This window comes from Pimelobacter sp. 30-1, assembly GCF_018831735.1.
Lineage (GTDB): Bacteria > Actinomycetota > Actinomycetes > Propionibacteriales > Nocardioidaceae > Nocardioides.
Genome location: NZ_NHTS01000016.1, coordinates 203,213 through 222,767 on the forward strand (window position 1 = coordinate 203,213; position 19,555 = coordinate 222,767).

A 19,555-nucleotide genomic window follows, 5' to 3' on the forward strand; every position below is an offset into this window, starting at 1 on the left:
GGGCGAGGTCAGGTCAGCGCGCGGCCGTGCCCTCGGTGTAGTCGTCGTCGACCTGCTTCCAGGAGAAGTGCGCGCGCAGCGCCTTGCCGGTCGCCTCGATCGAGTGACCCGCCTCCTCCTCGCGGAGCTTGAGGAACTCGGCGCCGCCGTTGTCCTGGTCGGCGATGAACCGCTCGGCGAAGGCGCCGTTCTGGATCTCAGCCAGGATGGTCTGCATCGACTCCTTGACGGCCGGGGTGACCACGCGGGGGCCCGAGACGTAGTCGCCGTACTCGGCGGTGTCGGAGACCGACCAGCGCTGCTTGGCGATGCCGCCCTCCCACATGAGGTCGACGATCAGCTTGAGCTCGTGGAGCACCTCGAAGTAGGCGATCTCGGGCTGGTAGCCCGCCTCGGTGAGGGTCTCGAAGCCGGCCTGGACCAGGTGCGAGACGCCACCGCAGAGGACGGCCTGCTCACCGAACAGGTCGGTCTCGGTCTCCTCGGTGAAGGTGGTCTTGATGACGCCGGCGCGGGTGCCGCCGATCGCCTTCGCGTAGGACTTGGTGAGGTCCCAGGCCTGGCCCGAGGCGTCCTGCTCGACCGCGATGATGTCCGGGATGCCGCGACCCGCGACGTACTCGCGGCGCACGGTGTGGCCCGGGGCCTTCGGGGCGACGAGGACGACGTCCACGCCGGCCGGGGGCTTGATGTAGCCGAAGCGGATGTTGAAGCCGTGGCCGAAGACCAGGGTGTCACCCTCGGTGAGCGCGGGGGCGATCTCGTCGGCGTACAGGTGCCGCTGGAACTGGTCGGGAGCGAGGATGACGATGACGTCGGCCTCCTCCGCGGCCTCGCGCGGGGTGAGGACGCGCAGGCCCTCCTCCTCGGCCTTGGGACGGCTCTTGGAGCCCTCGGGCAGGCCGACGCGGACGTCGACGCCCGAGTCGCGGAGGTTGAGCGCGTGGGCGTGGCCCTGGCTGCCGTAACCGATGACCGCGACGTGCTTGCCCTGGATCAGGGACAGGTCAGCGTCGTCGTCGTAGTAGATCTCAGCCACTGGTGGCTACTCCTTGCTGGTTGGGGTGGTGGGAATTTCAGTCGTTGGCGGCCGGCGGCACCGGGACGGCGACGGGCTTGCTGCGCTCGGAGATCGAGCGCGACCCGCGGCCGATGGCCACCATGCCGGACTGCACGAGCTCGCGGATCCCGAAGGGCTCGAGCACGCGCAGGAAGTCGGCGATCTTGCCGTCGTTGCCGACGATCTGCATGGTCACGGCGTCGGCGGAGACGTCGATGACCTTGGCCTTGAACAGCTGGACGACGTCGAGCACCTCGCCGCGGTTGTCCGCGGTGGCGCCGACCTTGACCAGGACGAGCTCGCGCGCGACCGAGGCGGTCGGGTCGAGCTCGACGATCTTGATGACCTCGACCAGCTTGTTGAGCTGCTTGGTCACCTGCTCGAGGGGCGAGGAGTCCACGTTGACCACGATGGTCATCCGGGAGATCTCGTCGTGCTCGGTCGGGCCGACCGCGAGCGACTCGATGTTGAAGCCGCGGCGGCTGAACAGCGCCGAGATCCGGGCCAGGACGCCGGGCTTGTCCTCGACGAGGACCGACAGGGTGTGCTTGGCCATCACAGATCGTCCTCGTCGAACTGGGGCGCGAGGTCGCGCGCGTACTTGATGTCGTCATTGCTGGTGCCCGCGGCGACCATCGGCCAGACCATGGCGTCACGGTGCACCCGGAAGTCGACCACGACGGGGACGTCGTTGATCTCCATCGCCTTGGCGATGGTGGCGTCGACGTCGGCGGGCGAGTCGCAGGAGAGCCCCACGCAGCCGTAGGCGTCGGCGAGCTTGACGAAGTCCGGGATCCGCTTGGAGTGCAGGTCGGTGTTGGAGTAGCGGCTGTTGTAGAACAGCGTCTGCCACTGCCGGACCATGCCGAGCGACTCGTTGTTGATGACCGCGACCTTGATCGGGATGTTGTTGATCGCGCAGGTGGCGAGCTCCTGGTTGGTCATCTGGAAGCAGCCGTCGCCGTCGACCGACCACACGGTGTGGTCGGGCATGGCGACCTTGGCGCCCATCGCGGCCGGGACCGAGAAGCCCATCGTGCCCAGGCCACCGGAGTTGATCCAGGTGTTGGGCGTCTCGTAGCCGACGAAGTGCGCGGCCCACATCTGGTGCTGGCCGACACCGGCGGTGTAGATCGTGCCGGGACCGGAGATGGCACCGAGGCGCTCGAGGACGTACTGCGGGGCGAGGCCCTCGGCGGGGGCCTCGTAGCCGAGGGGGTACTGCTTCTTGACCCCGGCGCAGAACGCCACCCAGCCCTCGTAGTCGCCGGTCCGGCCGGCCTCCTGCTCGGTGCGCAGCGTGGTGATGAGGTCGACGAGCACCTCGCGCACGTCGCCCACGATCGGGACGTCGGCGTGGCGGTTCTTGCCGATCTCGGCCGGGTCGATGTCGGCGTGGATCACCTTGGCGCCGGGCGCGAACGAGTCGAGGTTGCCGGTGACCCGGTCGTCGAAGCGGGCGCCGAGGCTGATGATGAGGTCGCTCTTCTGCAGCGCCGCGACGGCCGCCACGGTGCCGTGCATGCCGGGCATGCCCAGGTGCTGCGGGTGGCTGTCGGGGAAGGCGCCGCGCGCCATCAGCGTGGTCACGACCGGGATGCCGGTGAGCTCGGCGAGGACCGCCAGCTCCTTCGAGGCACCCGAGCGGATGGTGCCGCCGCCGACGTAGAGGACCGGCTTGCGCGACTCGAGGATGAGCCGGGCCGCCTCGCGGATCTGCTTGGCGTGGGGCCGGGTCACCGGGCGGTAGCCGGGCAGGTTGAGCTCGGTGGGCCACTGGAACGACGTACCCGACTGGAGCGCGGACTTGGTGACGTCGACCAGGACCGGCCCGGGACGACCGGTCGAGGCGATGTGGAAGGCCTCGGCGATCTTGGTCGGGATCTCCGCAGGATCGGTGACCAGGAAGCTGTGCTTGGTGATCGGCATCGTGATGCCGCGGATGTCGGCCTCCTGGAAGGCGTCCGTCCCGATCAGCGAGGCGCCGACCTGCCCGGTGATCGCGACCATCGGGAGCGAGTCCATGTGGGCGTCGGCGAGCGGGGTGACCAGGTTGGTCGCCCCCGGTCCGGACGTCGCCATGCAGACGCCGACCTTGCCGGACGCCGCCGCATAGCCCTGGGCGGCGTGGCCGGCCCCCTGCTCGTGGCGGACGAGGATGTGCCGGATGCTGCTGTCCATCAGCGGGTCGTACGCCGGGAGGATGGCGCCGCCGGGGATGCCGAAGATGTCGGTGACCCCGGCCGCCTCCAGCGACCGGACCAGGCTCTGTGCTCCGGTGATGGTCTCGCCCGAGCCCTGCTGCTCACTCATCCGAGTCGTTCCTTGTCTGTGCTGGGGGTGGTCACGTCGTACTCAACAAAAAACCCCTCGGTTGCTGGGCAACGAGGGGTGGACGCGCTGGTGGGTCTGACGAGGGTCAGCCTCAGCCGGCGCGTCCGGAGCGTACGAGAAGCAGGTCATGCATGAGACCACCGTACGCCGTCGTACGTCGTGCCGTCGAAAACGTACCGCGGCGTCCCAGATGGCAAGACGCCGGTCTCAGATTCCAGGCGGCACGAAAGCCCTAGGACAGGTCGAGGGCCGGGCCGGTGCTGGTCCAGAACCCGCCGACGCCGACGGGGTGTCCGCTCGCGATGCCCAGCGTGGCGCACATCGGCCCGGCGGGGACGTCGACGATGCTCAGCCCGGTCGCTCCCGCCACCGGGGTGAAGCGCTGGGTGGTCTCGTCGAAGGTGCCGTTGACCGATCCGGCGACGGTGAACGAGCACCATCCGGGACGGTCGAGCGCCAGGGTCACGTTCGTCACCCGCGCGGGCCAGAGCTGACCGGTCGCGTCCGGCGCGCCGGTCGCCACCAGGGACCAGGTCCCCGCGGGGGCGAGGGTGGCCGACCCCGTGCACCCGCTCGCGGCGATGCTGGCGAGGGTCGCGGCCGCCGTGCCGTAGGTGCGCGGAGCACCACTGGCGTCCACGGTGCCGTCGAGGGTGAACGTGGGGCAGGTGGTCAGGTGCTGGTTGGCCGGGAGGTCGTGCAGGCTCACGTTGGTCCCGGTCAGCGCGAGGCTCGTGCCGGTGGCGGTGTACGCCGCCGCGGCCGTCAGCCCGGTGCTCCCGGACGGCGGGTAGTTGGTCCAGTAGCCACCCACGGCGTAGGGATCCCCCGGCTGGATGTCCAACGTGACGCATATGGGACCCGTCGGCACACCCGGCCCGCTCGTCGGGATGGCCAGTCCGGACTCTCCGGTGATGGGCGTGAACCGCTGGGTGGCTGTGTCGAACCGGCCCTTGATCTCGCCCTGGATCCGGAAGGTGCACGTCCCGATGCCGACCGTCATCGCCACGTTGCTGATGCGCGCGGGCCACGAGGTCGTGCCCCCTGCGGCGGGAGGGCCGGTGAGGGCAAGGTCCCACGACCCGATCGGCGTCAACGTCGTCGCCCCCCACCAGGGGTTCGAGCACCCGCTGGACGTCATCGTGGTCAAGGTCGCGGCAGGGCTTCCGTAGGCACGTGGTGATCCGGGGCTGACGACGACGCCACCGTGGTTGTCGGTGGCGCAGGTGAACGTCTGGGCTGCGTAGATGTTGGTGAAAGCGATGCTGGAGCCGATCAGGTTGATCCCCGGCCCACCGATCGGGGTGTAGCCCGTGGCGTGGGCAGCAGGTGCCGGCGCGACGGCCAATGCCAGTGCCGCAGCCGTCGTTGCCAGCACGCCCGTCAGCAGCCTGCGGACACCGCGGGAGATCCTCATGCCAACGCTCCTCGAACCCTCGCCCCGGCGTCCGGCGCCGGGCATCTGGAACGAGCCTCCGGCCTCCCCAGCGGACAGGTCAACGAGTACCGGTGGCGCTCACCTCAACGACGTACGCCCGTCCGGCCCGGAGCGGCGCGGAGGCGCCGGAGAGCGTCCGGAAGGTCCTCGAGCGCCCGGCTGGCCTGGGCCTCGACGTGCGCGACGACGAGCGCCGGCGCCCCGGCCGACCACAGGTACGCAGCGAGGAGCACCGCGTCGCGGTGGTCGCCGAGGCGGCCCTGGATCTCCTTGCCGAGGAGCGCGGCGCGGTCGTCGCCGGCGACCTCGGCCACGTGGCGCAGCCGGCGGGCGGCCTTGCGGACCTCGTGGGAGGTCTCGCCGGCGGCCTCGGCGCGGTCGAGCACCCGCCCGACCTCCCGCCGTACGGCGTGGCGCGCGGTCGACCGCGCCGGGCGGGCCGCGCGCTCGCGGTGGAGCGGGAGCCGGGTGGCCCAGCGGTCGAGCAGGGCGTCGAGCGCCGCGGCCTCGTCGGAGTCGTGCCAGGCGACGAGGCGGGCGTGCTCGGTGGTGTGGCCGGCGAGCAGCGGGGCGACGAGGGTGTCGACGAGGTCGTCGCGGCCGAGCTCGGCGAGCACCCGGCGGCAGTCGTCGGCACGGACCTCCAGGTCGCGGCCCTCCCCCAGCAGCGCCCCGTACGCCGCGAGGCGGGTCCGGAGCTCGTCGGCCGGCCCCCGGCGGAAGCACCGCCGGAAGCCGGCCAGCAGGTTGCGCAGCCGGCGCACGGTGGTGCGGAGCTGGTGCACCGCGTCCGGCTCGTCGGCCAGGGCGGGGGCGCGCAGCCGGCGGAGGTCGGCGACGAGGTCGCCGACCGCTCCGGCGAGGAGCTCCGCAGCCGAGGCGTCCGTCACGCCTCCCATCGTCCCACCGTGACGGACGCCGCGGCCGGGTCTCAGCGCAGCTGCGCGATCACCCCGGCGACCTTGCCGCGCCCGGTGGTCCGGCCCCAGTCGCCGTCCAGCGAGCTGATCGGGATCTTGTTCTGGGCCAGCGCGGTGGTGTCGGCGTTGCGCCGGGTCTCGGTGGCCGGAGCGCCCGGGACGAGGCGGTAGGTGCCACCGGTGCGCGGGACCTCGTCGAGGAAGGTGAGCCCGAGGTCGCTGCTGACGCCGACGTCGGTGAGGACCGGGCGGCCGAGCTTCTCCCCGGCGCCGACGAACGGGTGGTTCACGTTGAGCACCAGGCCGCGGTCGAGGGCCCGGCGCTGGCGCAGGGCGGTGATGAGGCGGACGCCGAAGTCGGCGGTCGCGGCGAACGGCACGTTCGGGATCTGGGCCAGGTCGCGCGGGACCTCGGCGCTGAACGCGATCGCCGGGACGCCGTACTCGTGGGCGGTGACGGCGGCGCCGACGGTGCCGGAGTGGTTGAGGGTGGCGCCGATGTTCTGGCCGAAGTTGGTGCCGGACACGACGAGATCGGGGCCGCCGGACCAGTAGGTGGCGGCGAACCGGCTCAGCGCGACGTTGACGGTGTCGGCGGGCGAGGCGGTCGGCGTACCGGAGGCGCAGGGGGCGGCGGCGATGCAGACCCCGAAGACGGCGCCCCCGGTCGAGCCGGTGGCGCAGTCGCCGGCGTACGCCGCGGGCGGGGTGACCGCCTGGACGGTGAACGAGACCGGGTTGAAGCCGGGCGGCGTCATCCGGGCGCCGGCGCCGCTCTGCTGGGACCAGGGCGCGACGACGAGGACGTCGGCGCCGGCCGAGCAGAGCGCCCGGCGCAGCTCGTAGAGGCCCTTGCCGTCGGTGCCGAAGCCGGCATCGCGGCCCTGGGCGCTGTCGTCGTTGGTCATCAGCACCTTGAGCCCGGCGAGGGGCTTGGCGGGGGCCGCGGCGGGGCGGTCGGGGGCCGGGGCGGCGGACGAGCCGCTGACGGTGGCGGCGACGGCCGCGGCCAGCGCGGTGCCGACCACGGCGAGACGGGCGGCGAGCGGGACAGGACGCATGACTTCTCCTCGGAGGGTGTCGGGATGTCGTGCCGGAGCAGGAACAGGTTCTAGATTCGGAGCCACCGGGAACGGCGTCCAAGACCCGTTCGGCATGGGAGGCGCGATGAACATCCAGCAGCTGCGCTACGTGGTCGCGACCGCCGAGCACGGCAGCATGACCGCGGCCGCCGCCGCGCTGTTCGTCGCGCAGCCGGCGCTGAGCCGCGCGGTGCGCCAGCTGGAGCGCGAGCTGGACCTGACCCTCTTCGCCCGCGACGGGCGCGGCATCGCGCTGACCCCCGCCGGCGAGACCTTCGTACGACGGGCGCGCGCGGTCCTCACCAGCATCGCCACCCTGCGCACCACCGCCGCCGCGACCCCGGCGTCCGCGCCGCTCGTCATCGCCGCCTCACCGACCCTCCAGGCGGCCCTGGCCATCCCGATCCTGGCCGGGCTGCGCGAGCACGGCGTCGCCGTCCACACCCGCCTGCTCGGCGGCAGCGGCTCCCCCGAGGTCGCCGACCTGGTCGCCTCGGGGCGTGCGGACCTCGGGCTGTGCGACAGCGCCGTGACGAGCGACCTCGTCGCCGTACCGATCGGGCGGGCGGAGGTCCGCCTCTACTCCCCCGCCGCCACCGACCTGCCCGACCGGGTCACCCTGGCCGACCTCGGCCGCGTCCCCCTCGTCCTCCCCACCGCCGGCAGCGCCCGCCGCGCCACCCTCGACGCCTTCTTCGCCGGCTGCGGCATCACCCCCGAGGTCGCCGTCGAGACCGACGAGCGCCACGCCTGGCTCGCCGCCGTCACCCACGGCATCGCCTCCTGCCTGTGGCACAGCGTCGAGACCCCGCGCGTACCGCTCCCGGGCGTCGTGGCCCGCGGCTTCGACCCGCCGATCCACCGGACGCTGACCGCGCTGCACCGGGCGGACGACGAGACGCCGCTGCCGCGGCACCTGCTGGAGGTGCTGCGGCGGGTGGGCGGGCTGCTGTCGGGCTAGGCCCGGTCCCGCACGGTGAGCGCGCTCAACGACGTGCGCTGGGTGCCGTCGGGGGCGAAGTTGGCCGGGTCGAGCCACCGCTCGTGCGCCGCCCGTACGGCGGGCCACTCGGTGTCGGTGATCGAGAACCAGTCGGTGTCGCGGTTGCGGCCCTTGGTGACCATGTGGTTGCGGAACCGCCCCTCGTAGCGGAACCCCAGCCGCGCCGCCGCCCGCCGCGAGGGCTCGTTGAGGCTGTCGCACTTCCACTCGAAGCGGCGGTAGCCGAGCTCGTCGAACGCGTAGCGCAGCAGCAGGTGGATCGCCTCGGTCGCCGCGGGCGTGCGCTGGAGCGTGCGGGCGTAGAGGACGCCGGCCACCTCGACCTGGCCGTGGCCCGGCTCGATCCTCATGTACGACGCGATGCCCTCGGCGCCGCGGCCGGCCGGGACCAGCGCCCAGGTCAGCATCGGCGGGGCCGCCTCGACGGCGGCGACGTGGGCCGCGACGAGCTCGCGCATGGCCGCGACGGTCGCCGGGGCGTCCTGGGGGCGGTAGGTCCACAGCGGGGCGTCCTCGGGGGCGCACAGCGCCGCGTGGAGCGCGGGGGCGTGCGCGTCGGCGAGGGGCTCGACGGTGACGTAGCGGCCCACGAGCCGCACGCCCTGCGGGGCCGGGCGCGGGGTCCAGCCGGGCACGACGGCGCCGACCTGCTGACCGTGGGGGTTGGTCTCGGGCACCCGCCCGTTCTAGCACGCGGCCGGTCGACTGTGACCGGCGTCACCTCCGCTCGTTGAGCAGGACATGCGCCTCCGTCGTACGTCCGTCGTCGCGAGCCTCCTCGCCCTCGCCGCCCCCGCGCTCGCCGTGGCGGTGACGGCCCCCTCGCCGAGCGCCGGGGCGGCGGCGCCGCCGCGCTACCGCGAGTACGTCGCGCTCGGCGACTCGTGGTCGGCCGACGTCGTGTTCTTCGACAAGGACGGGCTGCCGGACCGGACCCACGTGCCGATCGACTGCGCGCAGTCGCACCGCGACTACCCCAAGCTCGTCGCGAAGCAGCTGGGCGTGACGAGGTTCCGCGACGCCACCTGCGGCTCGGCGACCACCGACCACTTCACCCAGCCCCAGAAGCTGCCGCTCGGCGGGGTCAACCGGCCCCAATTCGACCGGCTCACGAGGACGACGGACCTGGTCACCGTCGGCATCGGGGGCAACGACGCCGGCGTCGCGAGCGGCGCGATGTCGTGCATCTCGGCGCTGCCGGTCGGCGTCCCGCTCCCCCGGCTCCCGCTGCCCGACGTGCTGCCCCTGATCGACGTGGGTCAGCTGCCGCTGGGCGGCTGCAAGGAGCGCTTCACCAAGGGTGGGGTGGACCGGCTGGCCCAGAACGTCGCCCGCTCCGAGATCAAGGTCGTGCGGGCGCTCCAGGAGATCCACCGGCGCTCGCCGCGGGCGCGGGTGCTGCTCGTCAACTACCTCGACGCGATCCCGGCCAAGGGGTGCTGGCCGATCGTGCCGATCACGAATCCCGACATGGCCTACCTGCACGGCGTCTTCGTCAAGCTCAACGCGATGCTCGCCCGGGCCGCGCGCCGCGGCGGCGCCGAGCTCGTCGACACCCACCCGCTCAGCCGCGGGCACGGCGTCTGCACCGGCCCCCGGACCCGCTACGTCGAGGGGCTCGGCGTGGTCTCCGTCAACGACCTCGCGGTCGCCGTACCGGCGCACCCCAACGCCGCCGGGGCGCGGGCGCAGGCGGCGTCGGTGCTGCGGGTGGTGCGCAGCCGCTAGGGAGCGTCTCTCAAGTCCGCGCCGTCGCGAGCGGGGTTTGCGGCCGATCTGGCAAGGCGGAGCAGCGAAGGCGGGCCGGAGGCCCGTCGAGTCTGCGACAACGCCGCCAGATCGAGTCGCAAACACCGCGCAGCAGGCGGGGGCTTGAGAGACGCGCCCTAGGAGGCGTCCCAGGCGGCCCGCAGGGCGGCGTCGTCCTCGGACGAGACCGGGTCGGCCACGTCGCGCACGAACACGGCGCTCAGCCGGCCCCGGCCGTCCTGGGCGCGCAACCGCTCGCGCAGCGCCTGCCAGGCCCACAGGTTCGGGTGGTCGACCTCGGTGCAGGCCTCGGCCGGGGAGAGCGCGGTGATCGCCTCGTCGAGCTGCTGGGGCGTCACGTCGAGGGTGGCGGTGGTGCCGTCGTGCTTGAGCACCGTCGCCAGGACGACGGCCGGCAGGCCGTGCATGCCGCCGGGGGCGTTGACGTAGCCGGGCTCGCCGTCGAGCGCGAGGCCGTAGCCGGCCGGCTGCTGCCAGCCCTCGATCTGCTCGCCCAGGCGCACCCGGATCCGGCCCAGGCCGGCCAGGGTGGTCCACTCGTCGAGCGGGTCGAAGTCGAAGGCGGGCAGGCCGTCGATGCTCGTGCGGTTCTTGCGGCGCCGGTAGTCGGCGGAGCCCTCGACGCCCTTGCGGCCGAAGTAGCGCGGCAGCAGGTCGCGCTCGCCGACGTAGTCCATCAGCGGGACGCCGTAGCCGCAGGCGTCGGAGATCCGCTCGATGTCGACGACGATCACCGCCCGCGCCCCCGGTACGTCCTCGAAGTGCCCGGCGAGCTCGGCGTAGGCCTCGTCGTAGCGGGTCACCACGCGGCCGCGGCCGTGGAAGCGGACGATGTTCGGGGCGCCGTCGAAGGCGCAGAACATCACCACGATGCGGCCGTTCTCGCGCACGTGGGCGATGGTCTCGCTGCCGCTGCCCGAGGTGTCGACCCAGGCGAAGGTCCGCTCGTCGAGCAGGCCGAACGTGCCCGGGATGCCGCGCGGCGAGACGTTGACGTGCCCCTCACCGGACAGCGGCGCGGTACCGACGAAGAACACCTGCTGGCGCTCGACGAACGCGCGCAGGCGCCCGTCGACGCGTGCGTGGACCTTGCCCATCCGCCCGGCCCTCCCGATCAGTCCGGGACGCGGCGGTAGGCGCCGTCGGAGGCCGCAGTGGCCATCGACGCGTAGGCCCGCAGGGCCGCCGAGACCGGGCGCTCCCGGTCGAGCGGGGTGTAGGGCTTGTCGCGCTTCTCCTGGAGGATCTTGCGCTCGAACAGCGTGTGATCGTCGACGTCGAGGTGGATCGTGCGGTTCGGGATGTCGATCGAGATCGGGTCGCCGTCCTCGATGAGCGCGATCAGCCCGCCGCCGGCCGCCTCGGGCGAGACGTGCCCGATGGAGAGCCCGCTCGTGCCGCCGGAGAAGCGGCCGTCGGTGATCAGCGCGCACTTCGCGCCCAGGCCACGGCCCTTGAGGAAGGCGGTCGGGTAGAGCATCTCCTGCATGCCCGGCCCGCCCTTGGGACCCTCGTAGCGGATCACCACGACGTGGCCGGCCTCGACCTTCTTGCCGAGGATGCCCTCGACCGCGGCGTCCTGGGACTCGAAGACGATCGCCGTCCCGTGGAAGACCAGCGCCTCCTCGGCGACGCCGGCGGTCTTGACCACGCAGCCGTCGACGGCGATGTTGCCGGTCAGGATCGCCAGGCCGCCGTCGGCGCTGTAGGCGTGCTCGAAGTCGCGGATGCAGCCCTCGGCGGCGTCGGTGTCGAGCTCGCCCCAGCGGTTCTCGGTCGAGAACGGCTCGGTCGTGCGGACGCCGCCCGGCGCGGCCTGGAACAGCTCGAGCGCCTCGGCCGACGGGTTCTCGCCCCGGATGTCCCAGGCGCCGAGCCACGAGTCGAGGTCGGCGGAGTGGACCGAGTGGACGTTCTCGTGGAGCGCGCCGCCGCGGCGCAGCTCACCGAGCAGGGCGGGGATGCCGCCGGCCCGGTGGACGTCCTCCATGTGGAACTTCGGCGAGTTGGGGGCGACCTTGGACAGGCACGGCACCCGGCGCGAGATCGCGTCGATGTGGTGCACGTCGAAGTCGAGCTCGGCCTCGCGGGCCGCGGCCAGCAGGTGCAGCACGGTGTTGGTCGAGCCGCCCATCGCGACGTCGAGCGCGACCGCGTTCTCGAACGCCTCGCGGCTGGCGATGTTGCGCGGCAGCACCGACTCGTCGTCGTTCTCGTAGTAGGCGCGGCACAGGTCCATGACGACCCGGCCGGCCTCCTCGAACAGCGCGCGGCGCTTGGCGTGCGTGGCCAGCGTCGAGCCGTTGCCGGGCAGGGACAGGCCGATCGCCTCGGTGAGGCAGTTCATCGAGTTGGCGGTGAACATGCCCGAGCACGAGCCGCAGGTCGGGCACGCGGAGCGCTCGATGGTGTCGAGCTGCTCGTCGGTGACCGCGTCGTTGGCCGAGGCCGACATCGCGTCGACCAGGTCGAGCTTGCTGTGCACGATGCCCTCGATCGCCGTCGTCTTGCCGGCCTCCATCGGGCCGCCGGAGACGAACACGACCGGGATGTTGAGCCGCAGCGCGGCGAGCAGCATGCCGGGGGTGATCTTGTCGCAGTTGGAGATGCACACGATGGCGTCGGCGCAGTGGGCCTGGACCATGTACTCCACGGCGTCCGCGATCAGCTCGCGGCTGGGCAGCGAGTAGAGCATGCCGCCGTGGCCCATCGCGATGCCGTCGTCGACGGCGATCGTGTTGAACTCCTTGGCGACGCCGCCGGACGCTACGACCGACTCCGCGACGATCTTGCCGAGGTCACGAAGGTGGACGTGACCGGGAACGAACTCGGTGAACGAGTTGGCGATGGCGATGATCGGCTTGCCGAAGTCCGAGTCGGTCATGCCGGTGGCGCGCCAGAGGGCACGCGCGCCGGCCATGTTGCGGCCCGAGGTGGACGTCGCTGAGCGGAGGGTGGGCATGGTCCAAGGCTACGCCTCGGCCGCAGCCTTCAAGGACGCGAGTCCCCTGGTGAAATCCTTGGCGATCGCCTTGTCGAAGAACAGCCGGCCCATGATCGCGAAGGCGAGGTTGCGCTGACCGCTCATCGTCCATGCCACGTGGGTGCCGTCACCGGCGGGGGTGAGGTCGAAGGTCACCACGTTCTGCGCCTTGAACGGCTTGAGGAACTCGAGGTCGACGACGACCTGCTGGGGCGTGATCGAGGTGAACGTCATCCGGCCCTCGCCGGCCTTCTTGTTCCCCTCCCAGGCGTACGACGCCCCGACGCCCGCGCCGTCGTACGTGCGGCGCAGGTCGGGGTCGAGGCCCTCCCAGGGGGACCACTTGATCCACTCGTGGAAGTCGTCGACGAGCGCGTGGACGGTCGCGGCCGGCGCGGCGATCGTCGTCTCGTGGGTCTGCGCGAAAGCGGGCATGACGGCAGCCTAGGACCGCCGGGTGCTACGCGACACCGACCTTGACCGACATGACGTCGGGCAGGTCGGCCGCGATCTGGCGCCAGGTCTCGCCGTCGTCCGCGGAGGCCCAGACCGAGCCGTTGCGGGCGCCGAGGTAGAGCCCGGCCGGGTCGTGGCTGTCGGCGCACATCGCGTCGCGCATGACCCCGACGTAGAAGGCGTCGGGCAGGCCGGTGCCGTAGGCGGTCCAGGTCTCTCCGGCGTCGTCGGAGCGCCAGACCCGGGGCTGCGCCTCGGGCGGGTAGCGGCGGTCGCCGCCGCCGAGCGGGAAGACCCACACGGTGTCGGGCCGGTGGGGGTGCACGACGATCGGGAAGCCGAAGTCGCTGGGCAGGCTGTCGCCGATCGAGGTCCACGAGCCGCCCTCGTCGTCGGAGCGGTAGACGCCGCCGTGGTTCTGGGCGTAGAGCCGCTCGGGGCGCGAGGGGTGCCGGGTGACCTTGTGCACGCACTGGCCGAACTCCGGGTAGCGCTGGTCCTCGGGCAGGAAGTCCGCACGGATGCCGTGGTTGCGCGGCGCCCAGGACTGCCCGCCGTCGCGCGTCTGGTAGACCCCGCCGGTCGAGAGCGCCGCGGTGAGCGAGCGCCCGTCGGTGGGGTGCGGGAGCACGGTGTGGAAGGCCTGGCCGCCGAAGCCGGCGTCCCACTCGGGGCGGTGCGGGTGGTTCCAGAGGCCCTCCTCGAGCCGGAACGACGCGCCGCCGTCGGTCGAGGTGAAGACCGCGCCCGGCTCGGTGCCGGCGTGGAGCACGCCCTCGCCGACCCCCGGCACAAGCTGCCAGATCCGCTCCACGGTCGCCCCGGCGCCCTCGGGGAAGCGGATCGCGCCGTTGGGGGTCTCCTGCCAGGTCGCGCCGAGGTCGTCGGACCAGCGCAGCTGCGGCCCGAGCCAGCTCGACGAGGCGCCCGCGAACAGCCGGGGCGTGGCGCCGCGGGTGTCGACGAGGCAGGAGTAGACCTCCTCCATGTCGTGGTGCGGCCCGGTGAACGTCCAGTCCACCCGGTCGGCCGACGTACCGACCCACAGGCCCTTGCGGGTGCCCACCATCAGGATCGTGGTCATGGTTCCTCCTCGTCCGGGGTGCCTTGTCCACTGTGACCCCGGGGGCGGGCAAAAGTCATCGCCCGGACGTTGAATCCGTGGCGACCACGGATGTACGCCGGCCGCGCCTCCCCCACGCTGGCGCCATGACGACGCTGCTGGTCACCCTGGTGCTGGTCCCCGACCGCAGCGACGAGGTGCTGGGCCGGCTGCGCGGCGAGGTCGCGCCGTGGCTGCGCCGGCTGCCGGGGTTCGTCACCAGCCGCTGGCTGCTGAGCCCGGAGCACGACCGCTGCACGGTGGTGCTCGACCTCGACGGCACCGACGCCGTCCCCGAGCTCGAGGCGGCGCTGCGGCCCGGCACCCGCGACCGGGCCCGCTCGTGGTGGTGCGAGCGGCTGGAGCCGGTCGCGGACCTGGGTCTGGCCGTCCGGCCGAGCGTCACGCCGTAGGGGGCACCAGGTGCGCGGCCAGCTCGCCGCGCTCGGCGGCGCCGGTGCGCTGGAGGAGCCGGGCGACGTGGGTCTCGACGGTGCGCACGGAGAGGTAGAGCCGGTCGGCGATCTGCTTGTTCTGCAGCCCCTCGGCGACCAGCACGAGGACGTCGCGCTCGCGGGCGGTGACGCCGAGCCGCTGCAGGTGGGGCGGGAGCCGCTCCGCACCGGCGGACTTGCGCGGCACCGCGAAGCCGGCCTCGCGCATCGCCACCCGGCAGGCCGACGCCGCCTCGGTCAGGCCGTAGCCGACCAGGCCGTCGAGCACGTGGCGGAACCACGCCTCCGGCGTCCCCCAACCGTCGCGGGCGGCGGCCACGGCGACGAGGAACCGGGCGTGGAGCTCGGGCCAGGGCTCGCGGCCGGGCAGTCCCCACTCGGCGTCGGCGAAGACCCGCTCCGCCTCGGCCGCGTCCCCGGACCGGCCGAGCGCGATCGCGTCGGCGTACCGGAGCGCGAACCAGTTGTGCGGGCTGTTGGCCTGCGGGCCGGTGCGGACCTCCTCGCGGGCGGCGGCACCGTCACCGGTGAGGGCGGTCTCCAGCAGCGCCCAGAACCCGCGCAGCGAGAACGGCATGCTCGGCGAGCGCCGGTGGTGGGTCATCGCGAGGCCGAGCTGGGCCCGCGCCTCGTCGTACCGGGCATGGGCGAGGGCGACGAACGAGCGGATGTGGCCCGGGACCCCGACCGCGCGCACCCCCTCGTCCATCGGCAGACCGAGCGCCACGGCGACGTCGGCCTCCATCGCGTCGGTGCGCGCGGCCAGGCCGTGCGTCGCCGCCCGTAGCAGGTACGCCGTGGCGAGGTCCGGCAGCCGCAGCCGGGTCATCATCGTGATCGCGTTGTCGACCGCCGCCATCGCCTCGTCGAGGTCGAGGTAGCGGATCCGGACCAGGTTGAGCTCGATCTCGATCCGGGCCGCGGTCGCGATGGCACCCGCGTCGAGCGCGGCCCGCCGGGCCGCCACGAGCCGGTCCTCGACCGGCCGGCGCGCGGCGAGGTCGAGCGAGCCGAGCGCCGCGAGCAGGCGGCAGCGCCACAGCGCCAGGTCGTGGGCGTCGGCGAGCCGGAAGCCCGCCTCGAAGGCGTCCTCGGCGGCGACGTAGTCGCAGGCCCGGGCCGCCCGGCCGAGCACCTCCCACGCCTCGCAGGCGATCTCGGGGCGGTCCTCCCCCACGGCGGCGAGCGCGGCCGAGGCCCGCTCGGCGGCCGCGACGTCGTCCTCGCGGCCCAGGGCGAGCCGGGCGGCGAGGACCTCCTCCGCGGCCGGGTCGTGGCCCGCGGCCGCGGCGAGCATCGCCTCGGCCTCGTCCCAGCGACCCCCGGCCAGCAGCGCCCGCGCCAGTCGCAGCCGTACGGCGGCCAGCCGGCCCGGCGCACCGGCGAGCTCCGCGGTCAGCACCTCCCCGGCCGCCAGCGCCTGCGGGACGTCACCGGCGAGGGCGTGCACCTCGACCTCGGCCTCGCGGACCTCGGTCTCCAGCGGGCTGCCGGGCTCGCACCGGGCCAGCGCCCGGCCCAGGGCCTCACCGGCGCTGACCAGGGCCCCGCGGCCGATCGCGTCCCGGGCGGTGGCCAGCCACAGCGCGACCGCGCGCTCGTCGTCGCCGGCCGCCTCGTACAGCTCGGCGAGGCGCAGGTGGTCCTCGGCGCCCTCGGCCCCCTCGGCCAGCGCCGCGGCCAGCAGCCCCGCGAGGCGGGCGCGCTCGGGTGCGAGGAGTCCGGTCAGCACGGCCTCGCGGGTGAGCGCGTGCCGGAAGGCGAACCGCTCCGCCGTCACCGGTACGACGAGCCGCTGGCCCCGCAGCTCGTGCAGCGCCGCCGCCACCTCGGTCCCGGACAGGTCCAGCGCCGCGGCGAGCAGCCGCCAGTCGAGCTCGGGGCCCAGCATCGCGGCAGCCGTGGCGACCTGGCGGGCGTGCTCGCCGACCTCGGCCAACCGCCCCTCGACCGAGCGCACGAACGGGCGCGGCACGAGCACCGGCAGCGGCCCGGCCAGCGTCCAGGCACCCTCGCCGGGAGCCTGCGCGAGCACCCCGGCGTCGTGCAGGTCGGCGAGCATCTCCTCGACCAGCAGCGGGTAGCCGGCGCTGTAGCGCTGCAACCAGGCGACCACCTCGGCCGGCGGCGCGCTCCCGAGGCACGCGGTCGCGACCGCGGCGACGTCCTCGTCGGCCAGCGGGGCGATCTCGACGAGCTCGGCCGAGCGGCGCCACTCCAGCGCGGTGACGAGCTCGTTGGCCGCCGGCGACTCGTGCAGCCGGCAGGTGGTGACGACGGCCAGCGGCACCTCCCGGGCGTTGTCGCCGAGGTACTCCACCAGCGCCAGCGTCTCGGGGTCGGCCCAGTGCAGGTCCTCGATCACCAGCAGCATCCCGGGCGCCTCGACCGCCCGGGCGAGCCGGAGCAGGCCCTCGCCGAGCAGCATCACCGAGGACGCGCCGTCGGGGGCGACCGCGCCGAGCTGGGGAGCCAGCCGGGCCAGCGTGGGCAGGTAGGGCGCCAGCAGCCGGTCGTCGGGCACCTCGTGGGTGCGCAGCCACGCGAGCAGGGCCTCGCCGAGCGGGCGCAGCGGGGTCGGCGTACCGGAGGGGACGGCGCGGCCCGAGAGCACCTCCAGCCCGGCGTCCGCGGCCTCGGCGGCGAGCGCTCCGGCCAGCCGCGACTTGCCCACCCCGGGATCGCCGCGCAGCACCCAGAGACCGCCGTGCCCCGCGCGCAGCCCGTCGAGGGCGGTGTGCAGGCGCGCGCGCTCGGCAGTGCGGGACACGAGCCGGGGGGAACGCACCTCGGCATCGTAGATCTCTTGGTTCCGTGCCGCCGGGCGTTGGCTCGGTGGTGTGCGCGGATGTCAGGCACCCCCGCTCCCGGCGAGCGTGGTGCCACCCCAAGGAACCACGAAAGGCACCACGATGCGCACCCAGCTTCTCGGACTGACCGCCGCGGCTCTCGCCGCCGGCACCCTGACCGCCGGCCTGGCCGGCGCCCCCGCCACGGCGGCCGGCGGGATCGACAGCGGCAACATCAGCACCAGCGGCGACGTCCCGGAGTCGGTCGACGTCGTCAGTACCGGCCCGGGCGACGCCGTCGCGGCCTGGGTGCGCCCGGTCCCCGGCGGCGACAAGGTCTATGCCGCGGTCGCGACCAACGGCGTCTGGTCCTCCCCCAAGGCGGTCACCGCGACCGCGGTCACCGACGGCAACGACGTCCACGTCGCGGCCAACGACAAGGGCGACATCGCCGTGGTCTGGAGCGAGACGATCCTCGGTGACGAGCGGGTCCGCGGCACGCGCTACCTCGGCAACGGCACCTGGGACGGCTCGACGCCGCTCAACGTGCAGACCGACAGCGTCCAGGCCACCGACGTCGCCATGGACGCCGCCGGCCGGGTGCACGTCGCCACCGCGACCAGCACCCAGGGCGTCGACCGGGTGCAGACCGCGCTGTGGCCCCGGGGCGGCGGTCCGCTGTTCGCCACGATCGACGACCACGCGTTCGCGCCGTCGCTCGCCGTGAACCCGGCCGGCACCGCGCTGCTGTCGTACTACAGCCCGAACAACGGCGGCGACGTCATGGTCACCCGCCGCACCCCGACCACCTCGTGGTCCACCTCGGTCGCCGTCGCCTGGAGCGGCTCGGTGCAGCAGGAGAGCGAGGTGGGCATCGCCGACGACGGCCGGGGCGCGGTCGCCTTCGCGGGCCAGGACGACGGCGTCTACCGGGCCTCGGTGGCCAAGGTCGGCGGCACCGGGCTGCCCGGCGCCCCGAGCATCCTCTCCGGCCCCGGCGCCTCCGCCGCCCAGCGCAGCCTCGCGGTGAGCCCGAACGGCACGACCTGGGCGACCTGGTCGGACTTCGACGGCAACGACTACCTGCTGCGCGGCGCGCTCGCCAAGCCCGACGCCGGGTTCGGCCCGGCCGGCATCGTCGACCCCGACACCGCCAGCCAGGCGCGCCACGTCGCGCTGGTCTCCGACCGCGGCGCCCAGGTCGTCGCGCACAACGGCGACGACGACCTCGTGCTGCGCTACCGGACCAACCCGATCCACCTCTTCAGCGGCTACCCGGGCGGCGCGGCCGACGGCCCGATCGCGGCCGACATGGACCGCGAGGGCAACGTGGTCACCGTCGGTGTCGTCGAGAACGGGCTGTCCTCCTACGTGCAGGCCGACTTCCTCGACCTGGCCGGACCGAGCGGCACCGTGACCGGCCCCGGGCCGCAGGTCCTGGCCCCGTCGTTCGCCGTGACCTGGTCCGCGACCGACGCGCTGGCCGGGGTCAAGACCACCGACCTCCTGGTCCGCTCGGCCGCCTGGAACGCCCAGGCGCTCGGCACCGCGCAGGTCGGCGGCAACGACCTGACCGGCTCGGCGACGCAGTTCTCCGGCACCCGCGGGTCGACGTACTGCTTCGCGGTGCAGTCGGTCGACAAGCTCGCCAACCTCGGCCTGCGCTCGGCCGAGCGGTGCACGAGCGTCCCGCTCGACGACCGGGCCCTGGCCGGCCACGGCTGGAGCCGGGCGGCCAATGCCGGTCACTACGACGGCACGCTCTCGGTCACCAAGAAGCGCGGCCGGGTGCTCAAGCTCAAGGGCGTCCAGGCCCGGCGCCTCGCCCTCGTCGCCGGCCGGTCGGCCAAGGGCGGCAAGGTCGCGGTGATCTGGAACGGCAAGGTCGTGCGCCGGATCAGCCTCAAGGGCAAGGGCGCCAAGGTCGTCCTCCCGATCGCCACCTTCGGCAGCGTCCAGGGCGGCACCCTCAAGATCAAGGTGGTCAGCAAGACCGGCCGCAAGATCATGATCGACGGCGTGGTCGTCGCCAAGTAGCACTCCACCCCGGGCCGCCCCTTACCGTGAGCCCGTGCAGACCGACCGCCCCACCCACGGCCCCCCGCTGGGTGTGGCGGTCGGTCTCGTCATCCTCGGCATCTGCTCGGTCCAGCTCGGCGCCGG

Annotated in this window: 16 protein-coding genes; 4 read left to right on the plus strand and 12 right to left on the minus strand. The window is 73.6% G+C overall.

The annotated features are described in order from the left end of the window. Positions 1-13 precede the first annotated feature (13 nt). From ilvC to surE, 6 genes are all read right to left on the minus strand, one after another. A complete protein-coding gene (gene ilvC, locus CCO04_RS27355) occupies positions 14-1,039 on the minus strand; it encodes a ketol-acid reductoisomerase (RefSeq protein WP_215817340.1) in 1,026 nt (341 codons plus the stop codon). A gap of 37 nt (positions 1,040-1,076) precedes the next feature. Beyond that, entirely contained in the window at positions 1,077-1,616 is a 540-nt protein-coding gene (gene ilvN, locus CCO04_RS27360) for an acetolactate synthase small subunit (protein ID WP_215817341.1), read from the minus strand. After that, a complete protein-coding gene (locus CCO04_RS27365; protein ID WP_215817342.1) occupies positions 1,616-3,373 on the minus strand; it encodes an acetolactate synthase large subunit in 1,758 nt (585 codons plus the stop codon). Before CCO04_RS27365 ends, ilvN begins: the two co-directional genes overlap by 1 nt. A gap of 253 nt (positions 3,374-3,626) precedes the next feature. Continuing rightward, on the minus strand, positions 3,627-4,811 hold the full coding sequence (locus tag CCO04_RS27370) for a hypothetical protein (RefSeq protein WP_215817343.1): 1,185 nt from the start codon (positions 4,809-4,811) through the stop codon (positions 3,627-3,629). Positions 4,812-4,915: 104 nt separating this feature from the next. After that, the gene (locus CCO04_RS27375) at positions 4,916-5,731 is read right to left on the minus strand and encodes a CHAD domain-containing protein (protein ID WP_215817344.1); all 816 of its coding nucleotides are present in this window, start codon (positions 5,729-5,731) and stop codon (positions 4,916-4,918) included. A 32-nt stretch (positions 5,732-5,763) separates the two neighbouring features. Continuing rightward, positions 5,764-6,813, minus strand: a complete 1,050-nt coding sequence (surE, locus tag CCO04_RS27380; protein ID WP_215817345.1) for a 5'/3'-nucleotidase SurE — start codon at positions 6,811-6,813, stop codon at positions 5,764-5,766. A gap of 106 nt (positions 6,814-6,919) precedes the next feature. On the opposite strand from surE, the gene CCO04_RS27385 reads away from it, so the two are divergent. Then, complete coding sequence (locus CCO04_RS27385; protein ID WP_215817346.1) at positions 6,920-7,795, plus strand: LysR family transcriptional regulator; 876 nt, start codon at positions 6,920-6,922, stop codon at positions 7,793-7,795. On the opposite strand, the gene CCO04_RS27390 is transcribed toward CCO04_RS27385, so the two are convergent. Further along, a complete protein-coding gene (locus CCO04_RS27390; RefSeq protein WP_215817347.1) occupies positions 7,792-8,514 on the minus strand; it encodes a GNAT family N-acetyltransferase in 723 nt (240 codons plus the stop codon). The two genes, CCO04_RS27385 and CCO04_RS27390, sit on opposite strands and share 4 nt — an antisense overlap. Positions 8,515-8,578: 64 nt before the next feature. Here CCO04_RS27390 and CCO04_RS27395 point away from each other — a divergent pair, with 64 nt between their 5' ends. Then, positions 8,579-9,565: an SGNH/GDSL hydrolase family protein gene (locus tag CCO04_RS27395; RefSeq protein ID WP_215817348.1), complete on the plus strand. Its 987-nt coding sequence runs from the start codon at positions 8,579-8,581 to the stop codon at positions 9,563-9,565. A 158-nt stretch (positions 9,566-9,723) separates the two neighbouring features. On the opposite strand, the gene CCO04_RS29015 is transcribed toward CCO04_RS27395, so the two are convergent. The 4 genes from CCO04_RS29015 to CCO04_RS27415 are packed head-to-tail and all read right to left on the minus strand — an operon-like array spanning position 9,724 to position 14,130. Continuing rightward, positions 9,724-10,704: a pyridoxamine 5'-phosphate oxidase family protein gene (locus CCO04_RS29015; protein WP_252373960.1), complete on the minus strand. Its 981-nt coding sequence runs from the start codon at positions 10,702-10,704 to the stop codon at positions 9,724-9,726. Between the two features lie 17 nt (positions 10,705-10,721). After that, on the minus strand, positions 10,722-12,569 hold the full coding sequence (ilvD, locus tag CCO04_RS27405) for a dihydroxy-acid dehydratase (protein WP_215817349.1): 1,848 nt from the start codon (positions 12,567-12,569) through the stop codon (positions 10,722-10,724). A 9-nt stretch (positions 12,570-12,578) separates the two neighbouring features. Further along, positions 12,579-13,025, minus strand: coding sequence for an SRPBCC family protein (locus CCO04_RS27410; protein WP_215817350.1), 447 nt, complete (start codon positions 13,023-13,025; stop codon positions 12,579-12,581). A 25-nt stretch (positions 13,026-13,050) separates the two neighbouring features. Continuing rightward, positions 13,051-14,130, minus strand: a complete 1,080-nt coding sequence (locus CCO04_RS27415; RefSeq protein ID WP_215817351.1) for an exo-alpha-sialidase — start codon at positions 14,128-14,130, stop codon at positions 13,051-13,053. A gap of 125 nt (positions 14,131-14,255) precedes the next feature. On the opposite strand from CCO04_RS27415, the gene CCO04_RS27420 reads away from it, so the two are divergent. Beyond that, on the plus strand, positions 14,256-14,561 hold the full coding sequence (locus CCO04_RS27420; RefSeq protein ID WP_215817352.1) for a hypothetical protein: 306 nt from the start codon (positions 14,256-14,258) through the stop codon (positions 14,559-14,561). Here the strand turns inward: CCO04_RS27420 and CCO04_RS30040 are convergent. Then, a complete protein-coding gene (locus tag CCO04_RS30040; protein ID WP_215817353.1) occupies positions 14,551-17,391 on the minus strand; it encodes an AAA family ATPase in 2,841 nt (946 codons plus the stop codon). The two genes, CCO04_RS27420 and CCO04_RS30040, sit on opposite strands and share 11 nt — an antisense overlap. Before the next feature lie 124 nt (positions 17,392-17,515). On the opposite strand from CCO04_RS30040, the gene CCO04_RS27430 reads away from it, so the two are divergent. Beyond that, positions 17,516-19,429, plus strand: coding sequence for a hypothetical protein (locus CCO04_RS27430; RefSeq protein ID WP_215817354.1), 1,914 nt, complete (start codon positions 17,516-17,518; stop codon positions 19,427-19,429). Positions 19,430-19,555 lie beyond the last annotated feature (126 nt).

What these genes read in the sequence shown, in the direction of transcription:
- ilvN (WP_215817341.1), bottom strand. Translation starts at nt 1,616, where the DNA reads ATGGCCAAGCACACCCTGTCGGTCCTCGTCGAGGACAAGCCCGGCGTC.
- CCO04_RS27370 (WP_215817343.1), bottom strand. Translation starts at nt 4,811, where the DNA reads ATGAGGATCTCCCGCGGTGTCCGCAGGCTGCTGACGGGCGTGCTGGCA.
- CCO04_RS27375 (WP_215817344.1), bottom strand. Translation starts at nt 5,731, where the DNA reads ATGGGAGGCGTGACGGACGCCTCGGCTGCGGAGCTCCTCGCCGGAGCG.
- CCO04_RS27410 (WP_215817350.1), bottom strand. Translation starts at nt 13,025, where the DNA reads ATGCCCGCTTTCGCGCAGACCCACGAGACGACGATCGCCGCGCCGGCC.
- CCO04_RS27365 (WP_215817342.1), bottom strand. Translation starts at nt 3,373, where the DNA reads ATGAGTGAGCAGCAGGGCTCGGGCGAGACCATCACCGGAGCACAGAGC.
- CCO04_RS27395 (WP_215817348.1), top strand. Translation starts at nt 8,579, where the DNA reads ATGCGCCTCCGTCGTACGTCCGTCGTCGCGAGCCTCCTCGCCCTCGCC.
- CCO04_RS27430 (WP_215817354.1), top strand. Translation starts at nt 17,516, where the DNA reads ATGCGCACCCAGCTTCTCGGACTGACCGCCGCGGCTCTCGCCGCCGGC.
- CCO04_RS27415 (WP_215817351.1), bottom strand. Translation starts at nt 14,130, where the DNA reads ATGACCACGATCCTGATGGTGGGCACCCGCAAGGGCCTGTGGGTCGGT.
- CCO04_RS27385 (WP_215817346.1), top strand. Translation starts at nt 6,920, where the DNA reads ATGAACATCCAGCAGCTGCGCTACGTGGTCGCGACCGCCGAGCACGGC.
- CCO04_RS29015 (WP_252373960.1), bottom strand. Translation starts at nt 10,704, where the DNA reads ATGGGCAAGGTCCACGCACGCGTCGACGGGCGCCTGCGCGCGTTCGTC.
- ilvD (WP_215817349.1), bottom strand. Translation starts at nt 12,569, where the DNA reads ATGCCCACCCTCCGCTCAGCGACGTCCACCTCGGGCCGCAACATGGCC.
- surE (WP_215817345.1), bottom strand. Translation starts at nt 6,813, where the DNA reads ATGCGTCCTGTCCCGCTCGCCGCCCGTCTCGCCGTGGTCGGCACCGCG.
- CCO04_RS27420 (WP_215817352.1), top strand. Translation starts at nt 14,256, where the DNA reads ATGACGACGCTGCTGGTCACCCTGGTGCTGGTCCCCGACCGCAGCGAC.